Origin of the sequence: Litorilinea aerophila (assembly GCF_006569185.2) — a bacterium.
Lineage (GTDB): Bacteria > Chloroflexota > Anaerolineae > Caldilineales > Caldilineaceae > Litorilinea > Litorilinea aerophila.
In genome coordinates this window covers 90,016-101,432 of record NZ_VIGC02000025.1, presented here as the reverse complement: position 1 = coordinate 101,432, position 11,417 = coordinate 90,016, and the positions used below count along the sequence as shown (strand labels likewise).

General features: G+C 67.5%; 11 protein-coding genes. 8 read left to right on the top strand and 3 right to left on the bottom strand.

All coding sequences use genetic code 11. The annotated features are described in order from the left end of the window. Positions 1–206: 206 nt before the first annotated feature. The 8 genes from pheA (at position 207) to trpA (ending at position 8,892) form a co-directional block, all read left to right on the top strand. Positions 207–1,070 carry a prephenate dehydratase gene (gene pheA / locus FKZ61_RS17655; RefSeq protein WP_141611457.1) on the top strand — a complete coding sequence of 288 codons (864 nt, stop codon included), beginning with the start codon at positions 207–209 and terminating at the stop codon, positions 1,068–1,070. 131 nt (positions 1,071–1,201) lie between these two features. Continuing rightward, positions 1,202–2,275 (top strand): 3-deoxy-7-phosphoheptulonate synthase, encoded by a 1,074-nt coding sequence (gene aroF, locus FKZ61_RS17650; protein WP_141611456.1) that lies wholly within the window; start codon positions 1,202–1,204, stop codon positions 2,273–2,275. Positions 2,276–2,451: 176 nt separating this feature from the next. Next, a complete protein-coding gene (aroF, locus tag FKZ61_RS17645; RefSeq protein ID WP_141611455.1) occupies positions 2,452–3,468 on the top strand; it encodes a 3-deoxy-7-phosphoheptulonate synthase in 1,017 nt (338 codons plus the stop codon). 68 nt (positions 3,469–3,536) lie between these two features. Further along, positions 3,537–4,433, top strand: a complete 897-nt coding sequence (locus FKZ61_RS17640) for a prephenate dehydrogenase (RefSeq protein WP_141611454.1) — start codon at positions 3,537–3,539, stop codon at positions 4,431–4,433. A 106-nt stretch (positions 4,434–4,539) separates the two neighbouring features. Then, positions 4,540–5,850, top strand: coding sequence for a 3-phosphoshikimate 1-carboxyvinyltransferase (gene aroA / locus FKZ61_RS17635; RefSeq protein ID WP_141611453.1), 1,311 nt, complete (start codon positions 4,540–4,542; stop codon positions 5,848–5,850). A 40-nt stretch (positions 5,851–5,890) separates the two neighbouring features. Then, positions 5,891–6,775: a shikimate dehydrogenase gene (locus FKZ61_RS17630; RefSeq protein ID WP_141611452.1), complete on the top strand. Its 885-nt coding sequence runs from the start codon at positions 5,891–5,893 to the stop codon at positions 6,773–6,775. 53 nt (positions 6,776–6,828) lie between these two features. Next, positions 6,829–8,070, top strand: coding sequence for a tryptophan synthase subunit beta (gene trpB, locus FKZ61_RS17625; protein ID WP_141611451.1), 1,242 nt, complete (start codon positions 6,829–6,831; stop codon positions 8,068–8,070). Positions 8,071–8,088: 18 nt separating this feature from the next. Beyond that, entirely contained in the window at positions 8,089–8,892 is an 804-nt protein-coding gene (gene trpA / locus FKZ61_RS17620) for a tryptophan synthase subunit alpha (protein WP_141611450.1), read from the top strand. A gap of 44 nt (positions 8,893–8,936) precedes the next feature. Here trpA and FKZ61_RS17615 read toward each other — a convergent pair whose 3' ends face one another. The 3 genes from FKZ61_RS17615 to FKZ61_RS17605 are packed head-to-tail and all read right to left on the bottom strand — an operon-like array spanning position 8,937 to position 11,170. Next, positions 8,937–9,443, bottom strand: coding sequence for a hypothetical protein (locus tag FKZ61_RS17615; RefSeq protein WP_141611449.1), 507 nt, complete (start codon positions 9,441–9,443; stop codon positions 8,937–8,939). Between the two features lie 41 nt (positions 9,444–9,484). After that, the gene (locus FKZ61_RS17610) at positions 9,485–10,129 is read right to left on the bottom strand and encodes an NYN domain-containing protein (protein WP_141611448.1); all 645 of its coding nucleotides are present in this window, start codon (positions 10,127–10,129) and stop codon (positions 9,485–9,487) included. 9 nt (positions 10,130–10,138) lie between these two features. Beyond that, positions 10,139–11,170, bottom strand: a complete 1,032-nt coding sequence (locus FKZ61_RS17605; protein ID WP_141611447.1) for a glycosyltransferase — start codon at positions 11,168–11,170, stop codon at positions 10,139–10,141. Positions 11,171–11,417 lie beyond the last annotated feature (247 nt).

Here is an 11,417-nt window from a genome sequence, read left to right as displayed (position 1 = left end):
CTGGATACCCGCCTCCAGGCGGGCGACCATGTCTTCATCTTGCCTGCCCTGTCCGGCGGATGAGAACGGGCGAAGCAGGGTAAATCCCGGCAGAAATTCGCCGACAGGTTCCACCAGATGTAGTGCGTCCAGAGGACACCCGGAGTTTCTGCCGTGGTATTTACGTCAGACTGTACGAGTGAATTTAGCTGGGGAGTGAAGGGACTATGACCATCGTCGCGTTTCAGGGAGAGCCGGGCGCCTACTCCGAGGAGGCAGTCCGCCAACATTTCGGCGACCAGGTGGAGACCTTGCCCTGCCGGGCCTTTGAACACATTTTCGAAGCCGTAGAGGCAGGGCGGGCTGACTTCGGCGCCGTGCCGGTGGAGAACTCCGCCGCGGGGAGCATCAACAAATCCTACGACCTGCTGCTGGAGCACGACCTCAAGGTCCACGGGGAAATTCTCCTGCGGGTGCGCCACAACCTGCTCACCCTGCCCGGCCAGGCCCACAAGATCCGGGAAGTGCGCAGCCACTTCCAGGCCCTGGCCCAGTGTGAGAATTTCCTGAATCGCCACAACTACATCGCCGTGCCCTGGTACGACACGGCCGGCAGCGCCAAAGACCTGGCCGAAAACCCGGTGGAAGGGGTGGGCGTCATCGCCAGCAAGCTGGCCGCCCAACACTACAACCTGGAGATCGTCCAGGAGGGCATCGAAGACCTGCGCCACAACTACACCCGTTTCTTTGTGGTGGGCAAAGGGGATGCCCCCCGGGTGGAAAATGCCAAGACATCCCTGGTCTTCGCCGTGCCCAACATCGCCGGCTCCCTCTACGAGGCCCTGGGCGAGTTCGCCCGCCGTCACATCAACCTGACCAAGCTGGAAAGCCGCCCCCGGCGCAATCGCCCCTGGCAGTACGTCTTCTACCTGGACTTCGAAGGCCACTGGCAGGATCCCAACGCCGGCGAGGCGCTGCTCCACTTGCTGAACCGGGCCGCCTTCGTCAAGCTCCTGGGCAGCTATCCGCCCGCCTCCCTGGAAAATGGCGAGGAGGAGGTCACCGCCCAGTCCCAGTTGTTACAGATTTGAGTTTACGACAGAAACCACTCCTCCAGGGGAGTTAGAAGACAGATCGCCGCTTTTCTCGACGGTCGTCTCAGAAAGACGGTCGTCCCAGAAAAGCGACAGAGTTGCCAGCAGTTACAGAAAGGAATCCAACCATGATCGTCGTAATGAAACCCAATGCCACCGAGACGGAGATTCAAAACGTCATCCGCAAGGCAGAGTCCCTGGGCGCCAGGACCCACCCCATCTACGGCCAGCACCGCACCGTGGTGGCCCTGGTGGGCGACCTGACCCGCATCAGCCGGGAGACCTTCAACGCCATGGACGGCGTGAAGGAGACGGTGCGCATCCAGGAGCCGTATAAGTTGACCAGCCGCAGCACCCGCCCCGATGACACCATCATCGAGCTGCCCGGCAGCGATGTGCGCATCGGCGGCAACGAGGTCATTGTCATGGCCGGCCCCTGCAGCGTGGAAAGCCGGGAGCAGATCCTGGAGACGGCCCACGCAGTCAAGGAGGCCGGCGCCAAGGTCCTCCGGGGCGGCGCCTTCAAGCCCCGCACCAGCCCCTACTCCTTCCAGGGCCTGGGCCTCAAGGGCCTGGAGTACCTGGCCGAAGCCCGAGAGCAGACCGGCCTGCCCATCATCACCGAGGTCATGACTGTGGAAGCGGTCCCCATGGTGGCCGAATATGCGGACATCCTCCAGATCGGTGCCCGCAACATGCAGAACTACGGCCTGCTCCAGGCGGTGGGGAAGGTGAAGCGGCCGGTCATGCTCAAGCGGGGCATCAGCGGCACCATCGAGGAACTCCTCATGTGCGCCGAGTACATCGTCAGCAGCGGCAACAACAACGTCCTGCTCTGTGAACGGGGCATCCGCACCTACGAAACCGCCACCCGCAACACCTTCGACCTGAACGCGGTGCCCGTGCTCAAACAAGCCACCCACCTGCCCGTGGTGGCCGACCCCTCCCACGGCACCGGCTACCGGGAGCTGGTGCCCGCCATGGCCCGGGCCGCCGTGGCCGCCGGCGCGGATGCCCTGATCATCGAAGTGCATCCGGACCCGGACAACGCCATGAGCGATGGCCGCCAGAGCCTGGACCTGAATGAGTTCGCCCGGCTGATGGATCAGCTCCGCCGGGTGGCCGTTGCCATCGACCGCACCCTGGGCCAGCCGTCCAACAACGGGGTCGTCACTCCGGCCGACCTGACGGCGGTGGCCTAGCACAGTCTGGCGTCAACAGTGCCTGACGCGCAACAGCGACATAGTGACGTAGTGACGCAGGTTACGCATCCTTGCCTGGCAGAATCCTTGCCTGGCAGAAGTAGAGAAAACGCCGGCACCCTGTCACCGAGAGTGCATGGTACGAGGAACCAGAGCATCCAGAGGAGTCCATATCTATGATCATCGTCATGCAGCAACATGCTGAACCCAAACACATCGAGGCCGTGGTACGTCGGGTGGAGGAGATGGGCTACAAGGTCCACCTGAGCCGGGGCGAGGCCCGCACCATCATCGGCATCATCGGCGCGGACGAGCATCTGCTTCACCAGAGCGCCTTCGAGGCCATGGACGGCGTGGAAAAGACCATGCGGGTCATGCAGCCCTTCCGGGTGGCCAGCCGGGACTTCACCCAGCAAAACACGGTCATCGATGTCAACGGCGTCCAGATCGGCGGCCACAAAGTGGTGGTCATGGCCGGCCCCTGCAGCGTGGAAAGCCGGGAGATGATCCTGGAGACGGCCCACGCGGTCAAGGAGGCCGGCGCCAGCATCCTGCGCGGCGGGGCCTACAAACCCCGCAGCAGCCCCTACTCCTTCCAGGGCCTGGGCGAGGAGGGCCTCCGCTATCTGGCCGAAGCCCGGGAACAGACCGGCCTGCCCATCATCACCGAGGTCATGACCCCCGAAGACATCGAGCTGGTGGCCGACTACGCGGACATCCTGCAGGTGGGCGCGCGCAACACCCAGAACTACGCCCTTCTCAAAGCCCTGGGCCAACAGAACAAGCCCGTCTTCCTGAAACGGGGCATGAGCAGCACCATCCAGGAACTGCTCATGAGCGCCGAGTACATCCTCAGCGGCGGCAACATGAAGGTGATGGTGGGCGAGCGGGGCATCCGCACCTACGAAACCGCCACCCGCTTCACCTTCGACGTCAACGCGATTCCGGTGCTCAAGGAACTCACCCACCTGCCCGTGGTGGCCGACCCGGCCCACGGCACCGGCAAGTGGAACCTGGTCACGCCCATCGCCAAGGCCGCCGTGGCCGCCGGCGCCGACGCCATCATGGTGGAGGTCCACCCGGATCCGGCCAACGCCTGGAGCGACGGCCCCCAGAGCCTGACACCCGAGCGGTTCGCCAAAATGATGCAGGAGCTGCGGCCGGTGGCCGAGGCTGTGGGACGCGGCCTCTAACGCCAGGGTCCAGGGCCGGCATCCCCCGCCGGCCCCAGGGCAGCCGCCATCGCGACGACTTTGACCCCATGAAAAAACGTCTTGCAGAGTGCCGTGTCACCGTGGTGGGGCTGGGCCTCATGGGCGCCAGCCTCTGCCTGGACCTCAGCCAGCATACCCTGTGCCGGGAAGTACGGGGCGTGGCCAGGCGCACCGACACCGTCCTGGACGCCTTCTTCGCCGGCGCCGTCGACCTGGCCACCAACGACCTCTACACCGGCATCCTGGGCGCGGACATCGTGATCCTGGCCACGCCGGTGCGCACCATCGTCCACATGCTGGAAGAGCTGGGCCCCCGCCTCTGGCCGGGTACCCTGGTGATGGACCTGGGCAGCACCAAACAGACCATCTGCGCGGCCATGGATCGGCTCCCACCGGGGCTCCAGCCCATCGGCGGCCACCCCATGACCGGCAAGGAGACCGCCGGCTTCCAGGCCGCGGAGCCGGGCCTCTACCGGGGCGCCCCCTGGATCCTGACGCCCCTGCCCCGCACCAGCCCGGAGGCCCTGGACCTGGCCCGGGAGCTGGTGGAGGCCGTCGGCGCCCGCCCCATGGTGCTGGAAGCCGAGCGCCACGACCGTCTAGTGGCCAGCATCAGCCACCTGCCCTTCCTGCTGGCCAGCGCCCTGGTCCACGCGGTGGCCGACACCGGCGCCCAGGATCCGGCCGTGTGGGAGCTGGCTGCCGGCGGCTTCCGGGATACCAGCCGGGTTGCAGCCAGCGACACCCGCATGTTCCTGGACATCCTGATGACCAACCGGGAGGCGGTGCTGGATCAACTGGAGCGCTTCGGCCAGCACGTGGCCGAGCTGCGCACCCTGCTGGCCAACGGCGACGAAGAGGCCCTCCAGGCCAAGCTGGCCATCTCCCAACAGGCCCGGGCCCGCTGGCAGGGGAGGGGATCGGGGGATCAGGGGATTGGGTAATCACCCGAATCCGCGTTCATCTGCATGGATCAGCGTCCTCATTTGACCCTTGTGCAGTAGAGACAACAATAGCACAACGATAGCACGAACGTGCGGAAGCAGAGCCATGACTCAAATCCACATCCACGGCGGCCATCGACTGACCGGCCGCTGCCATGTTCCCGGCGATAAATCCATCAGCCATCGGGCGGTGATGTTCGCCAGCATCGCCGAAGGCGTCAGCAAAATCAGCAACTTTCTGGACGGCGGCGACTGCCGTTCCACCGTGGCTGTGATGCGCGGCCTGGGCGTCCAGATCGACGAGGTCGCACCCACGGAGCTGGTGGTCCACGGCCGTGGGCTGGACGGCCTGCAGGAGCCCGAGGACGTGCTGGACTGCGGCAACTCCGGCACCACCATCCGCCTGCTCACCGGCCTCCTGGCCGGCCAGCCCTTCAGCAGCTTCCTGAACGGCACCGCCCAGATCCGCCGCCGCCCCATGGACCGCATCGTCCAGCCCCTGCGCCGTATGGGCGCCACCATCATGGGCCGCCAGGATGGCCGCTACGCGCCCCTGGGCATCGCGCCCGGCCGCCTGCGGGCCTTCGAGTACGACATGCCCGTGGCCAGCGCCCAGGTCAAGAGCTGCCTGCTGCTGGCCGGCCTCTACGCCCAGGGACTGACCGTGATACGCCAGCCCGGCCCGGCCCGGGACCACACGGAGCGCATGCTCCAGGCCATGGGCGCGCCCATCGCCGTCTACGGCAACACCGTCCACAGCGAACGGCCGAGCAGCCCCCTCCAGCCCCTGGAGCTGACGGTGCCCGGCGACATCTCTTCCGCCGCCTTCCTCCTGGCCGCAGCCAGTATCGTGCCGGACAGCCGCATCACCATCACCGGCGTGGGGGTGAACCCCACCCGCACCGGCTTCGTGGAGGCCCTCCAGGAGATGGGCGTCCGCATCGAGTTCCAGAACCCCCGCGAACAGTCGGGCGAGCCAGTGGCCGACCTGGAGGTCCAGTACGGCGAGCTCCGGGGGGCCACCTTCGGCGGCCAGCAGATCGTCACCATGATCGACGAGCTGCCCACCCTGGCGGTGGTGGCCACCCAGGCCCACGGCCGCACCGTGGTCAAGGATGCAGGCGAACTGCGGGTCAAGGAGACCGACCGCATCGCCACCACCGTGAGCGAGCTGCGCAAGATGGGCGCCCGCATTGAACCCACGCCCGACGGCTTCATCATCGACGGCCCCACCCGGCTGATGGGTGGCACCGTGGAAAGCCACGGCGACCACCGCCTGGCCATGGCCATGACCGTGGCCGCGCTGGCCGCGCAGGGGCCCACCACCGTCTACGGCGCGGAGGTCACCGCCGACAGCTTCCCCGGCTTCGAGGCCACCCTCCAGGCCCTGGGCGCCGCGCTGGAGGTGAAACCGTAGTTCCATCCATCACCTTGCGCCAACCAGAAGGAACTGTTGCATGTCCTCAATTTCCGGCAAAACCCAAATCGTCGGCCTGATCGGCTGGCCGGTCAGCCACAGCGTCAGCCCGCCCATGCACAACGCCGCCTTCGCCGCGCTGGGAATGGACTGGCGCTACGTTCCCCTGCCCGTGCCGGTGACGCCGCCGGCACGCATCGGCGAGGCCGTCCGAGGGGTGCGGGCCCTGGGCTTGCGGGGGGCCAACGTCACCGTGCCCCACAAGCAGGCCGTCATCCCCCACCTGGATCGACTCACCGACGCGGCAGCCGCCATCGGCGCGGTCAACACCATCCGGGTGGAGGAAGACGGCAGCCTGCTGGGCGACAACACCGACGCCCGGGGCTTCGTGGCAGACCTGCGGGACCACGGCGTGGAGCCGGGAGGACGGCGGGTACTGGTCCTGGGCGCGGGGGGCTCCGCCCGGGCGGTGGTCTACGGCCTGGCCGAGGCAGGCTGCGCCCGCCTCACCGTGCTCAACCGCACCCCGGAAAAGGCCCAGGCGCTGGTCGCGGCCATGCAGGCGGCCTTCCCCCGCTGCCCCATGGCCGCCGGTGCCTTTCCCGCGGAGCTTCCCCAGGCGGCAGAGGACGCCGACCTGATTGTGAACTGCACCACCCTGGGCATGACCCCCCACGTGGAGGGCCTGCCCTGGGACGAGGCGCTGCCCTTCCGCCCCGACCAGGCCGTGTACGACCTGGTCTACAACCCGCCGGAGACCCGGCTGCTGGGCCATGCCCGGGCCGGCGGCGCCCACGCCATCGGCGGGCTGGGCATGCTGGTCTGGCAGGGTGCCATCGCCTTCGAGCTGTGGACCGGCACGGCGCCCCCCGTGCCGGTGATGCGCCAGGCAGTGCTGGCGGCCCTGGGCCGCGCCGACGGTTGAGGGACCCTGGATTCGGCCGTGGAAATTCGGCCATTGAGAAAGGAATCAATCCAATGACCCAAGGAGCGAAAGACCCCCAGCGGGTGAACTATCGAGCCGTCCCCGACGAGAGCGGCCACTTTGGCCCCTATGGCGGCAAATTCGTACCAGAAACCCTGATGCCCGCACTGGAAGAGCTGGAGGAAGCCTACCTCCAGGCCCGCAGTGATCCCGACTTTCTGGCCGAACTGGCCTACCTGCAGCGCACCTACGTGGGACGCCCCACGCCCATCACCTACGCCCGCCGCCTGAGCGAGCACCTGGGCGGCGCGCAGATTTACCTGAAGCGGGAAGACCTGGCCCACACGGGCGCACACAAGATCAACAATGCCCTGGGCCAGGCCCTGCTCATGAAGCGCAAGATGGGCAAGACCCGCATCGTGGCTGAGACCGGCGCCGGCCAGCACGGCGTGGCCACCGCCACCGCGGCCGCGCTCCTGGGCATCGAGTGTGTGGTCTACATGGGCACCGTGGACATGGCCCGGCAGGAACCCAACGTCTTCCGCATGCGCCTGCTGGGCACCGAAGTCCGGGGGGTGGACAGCGGCAGCCGCACCCTCAAGGACGCCATCAACGAGGCCATCCGGGATTGGGTGACCAACGTGCGCACCACCCACTACCTGCTGGGCAGCGCCCTGGGCCCCCACCCCTACCCGGCCATGGTCCGGGATTTCCAGAGCGTCATCGGCCAGGAAGCCCTCCAGCAGATGCTGGATAGCCAGGATGGCCCCGGCCGCCTGCCCGATGTCATTGTGGCCTGTGTGGGCGGCGGCAGCAACGCCATCGGCATCTTCCACCCCTTCCTGGAATATGAGCAGGTACGGCTCATCGGCGTGGAGGCCGGCGGCCTCGGCATCGAGAGTGGCCAGCATGCGGCCCGCTTCGCCGACCCGAAACTGGGGCGTCTGGGCGTCCTGCAGGGCACCAAGAGCTACGTCCTCCAGGACGAGGACGGCCAGATCGCGCTCACCCACAGCATCAGCGCCGGGCTGGACTACGCCAGCGTGGGGCCGGAGCATGCCTGGCTGCGGGATCTTGGCCGCAGCGAGTACACCTACTGCACCGATGAGCAGGCCATGGCCGGCTTCAAGGCCCTCTGCGAGCTGGAAGGAATCATCCCCGCCCTGGAGTCCGCCCACGCCATCGGCCACGTCCTCAAGCTGGCCCCCCAGATGGACAAAGACCAGATCATCCTGGTGAACCTGAGTGGCCGGGGAGACAAAGATCTGGGAACGGTGATGAAAGAGCTAAAGTGAATGATTAAAGGAGTTGCCATGTCTGGCGTTGAACGTATACGCACGGTGTTTGAAAAGACCCGCCGGGAGGGCCGGGCGGCCTTCATGCCCTACCACGCCATGGGTTACCCCAACCGGGAGCAGACCCTGGCCATCGTGAAGGCCTTGGCCGAGAGCGGCGCCGATCTCTTCGAGATCGGGATTCCCCACAGCGACCCCCTGGCCGACGGCCCCACCATCCAGACGGCCACCTACACGGCCCTCACCCAGGGGACCACCGTGGCCGATTGCCTGGCCATGGTTCGGGAACTGCGGGCCGCAGGGGTCACCCAACCCTTCTGTGCCATGACCTACTTCAATCCCCTCTTCGCCTACGGAGTGGAGCGCTTCGTGGAGGATGGCGTCCAGGCGGGCATCGACGGTCTGATCGTGCCGGACCTGCCGCCCGAGGAGGCGGAGGAAGTGGAAGCCGCCTGCCGCCGCGCCGGGCTGGCCACCATCTACCTCCTGGCCCCCACCAGCACCGAGGCCCGGATCCGCCTGGTGGCTCAACACGCCACTGGCTTCATCTACCTGGTCAGCGTCACCGGCATCACCGGCGAGCGGGCCGAGCTGCCCCCCGACCTGGCCGACTTCGTGCGCCGGGTGCGCCAACACACCGACCTGCCCCTGGCCGTGGGCTTCGGCATCTCCAACGGTCAGCAGGCCGCGGCCGTGGCCCGGCTGGCCGACGGGGTTATCGTGGGTTCGGCCCTGGTCAAGGCCGCCGGCAGCCCGGACGGCGTGGACGCTGTTCGCCGCCTGGCCACCGAGCTGGCCGCGGGCGCGGCCCACCCCGCCTGATGCGGGTTACCCCTCCTTGCGGGACCGGGGCACAGGGGAAGGGCTCACCGGCCAAAGCCGAATTCTGTGGCGCTGAAAAAGAGGGGAATCATGAGGACGCCGCCCACCAGAATGGCGGCGATCTCCAGGTAGACCCAACCCTGGGCGGCCCGGAGCCATAAGCGGGACCAGGAGAACGGGGCCCGATGCCGGGCCTGATACCGATAGCGCACCAGGTACAGCTCATCCGGCTCCACTGGCTCCAGGGGCTGGACATCCCAGCCGGCGTGCTGGAAGAGGCCGGGCAGCCCGGTGACCAGGCGGTGGGCCAGATAGCCCAAGGGCAACACCACCAGGAGCACGAACACAGGCACCGCCAGGAGAGCATCCACCCAGTACCAGGGCAGCGGACTGAAGTGGGCGAAGACATCCACCCACGCCCAGGCCAAAAAGCCCAGCATGGGTGAAGCCAAAATCCAATAGCCCAGGCCGCCGGCGTCCGGCGTGGCCTCGATCAGGGCGGCCGGCACCACCCGGCGCTGAAAACGTCTCGAAGGGCTCTCCTGGCTCATCGCTGGCTACCTTCTGATTGAATCATCTCTGGTCAGTAGAGTCATTGAGCATCTCTGGATTGGCCGCCCCCGGGTTTGCGCTTTTTGGGCGCACGGCCACCGGATGAGCCATCCTTGGGCTTCCGGGCTTTGGCCTGGCGGCCCCGGCCGGCGGGTGCATCCGACCCGGCGCCCGACTTCGGACGGCGCTTGCCGGTCCGCCGCCGGGTCTTGGACTTGCCGAAGAGCGCCAGCCACTCCGCCACCTCCTGCTCCGACAGCTGCAGATCGGGCTCGGTGCCGGGTTCCGCCTCTGCCTCCAGCTTGGGGTTCTTGGGCGTAAACCGCTCCACGAACTCCTGCCCCCGCCATGTCTCCACGCCGTAGGCCGCGGCCTCCCGCAGGAGGGCCTCGTCATTGCTGACCAGGATCAGGCCGGGCGTCCGGCGGTGGATGCGTCGCCGGATCAGGTCGTCCGCTTCAGCCGGGTGCGCGGCGAAGATGACCTCCACCCCGGCGCCGCCCAGCCTGGGGTCCCGTCCCCCCGGGATGCCCCGGTCGAACACCACCGTGATCTTGCCCCGATATCGGCTCTTCCAGACCCGCAGCCGCGCCACCAGCCTGGCCTCGTCGTCTTCGTCGGCCAGATCGATGTCGGCAAAGACCCCGGCCCCGATCAGGTTGTGGCCATCAATGAGTAAAGGCATGCTCCGGCCTCATGAAAAGCGCCGCCAGTGAACGGACGGGTCGCGGCGGTGTCGCCAGCGCCACCACAACCCCACCGGATACCCGGCCATCTTGGCCAGGTCGCCCACCAGCCGGATGAGGGGTACCAGCAGCGCCGCCTGAAGGCGTTGGCCCCGGGAGAGGTGGGCCCCCACCCGGGCCAGGCGCTGCCAGGGGCGGCGGCAGTAGACGGCCACCCCGGCCAGCAGTCCAGCCCATCCCAGCCAGCGGGCCCACATTCCCCACAGGCCATGGCCCACCAGGGCCGGCACGGCCACACCATAGGTGAAATAGCGGATGGCATGGCGCTTGCGCCAGAGGTCCGCCTTGCCATCGCCCCGGGCGTAGCGGTAGTACTGGAGCCAGAAGGCGCGCAGGCTTTCCCGCGGGCGGAAATAGGCCACCGCATCCGGCGCCCAGACAAAGGCCGTGGGCGCGGGCGCGCGCTGGGCATTCAGGGCAAAGTCAAAGACCAGATCCTCGCAGTAGTCCAGCCATTCCGGATAGCCGCCCGCCGCGGCCCAGGCCTCCTTGGTGAAGGCCACGGAACGGCTGCTGGGCAGGAAACGCCGGGGGTCGATATCGTCCACCAGGGGCAACACCGTGGCCGCCATGGCCGTCTGGAAGACACCCTCCACATCGGGCAGGAAGAAGCCGGCCACGGCCAGGGGCTCCTCGCCGGGACGGGCCCGGCACCACGGCTCGATCAAGCGGGCCAGCCAGTCTGGCGCCAGCCGGACGCCCGCGTCGGTCACGGCGATGATGGGGCCCTGGGCGGCGGCGATGGCCAGATTCCGGCCCCGGCTGATGTTGGCGCCCGGCTCCACCAACAGCCGCAAACCGGGCAGGCGCTCTGGATGCCGGGCCACATACGCGCGAATCCGCTCGGGCGTGCCGTCGCTGCTGCCGCCGTCGCAGATGACAACCTCGTCGGGTCGCCGGGTCTGGCCGGCCAGGGAATCCAGCAGACGTTCGATGGTACGGCTCTCGTTGTAGACGGTTACGACGACTGATACACGCATACCCGCCATTGTGCCGCAAAATGGGCTGTTCGCCAATTGAAGAGGGCCGGACGATCCCCAGCCATTCGCCATCTCTCCCTGGGCCCTGGTATAATGGCGGCGGCAATGGGCATCCTGAGCAGCGCACACCACTTGGGTAGCTCACAGTTTGGGTAGCTCACAGTCGCAAACCAGGATGACTGTTGGCCGGTGTTCCCCAACATGGGCGCACCCATCCCTGGGCTTCCTTGGGCCCGGGAATTCTCGT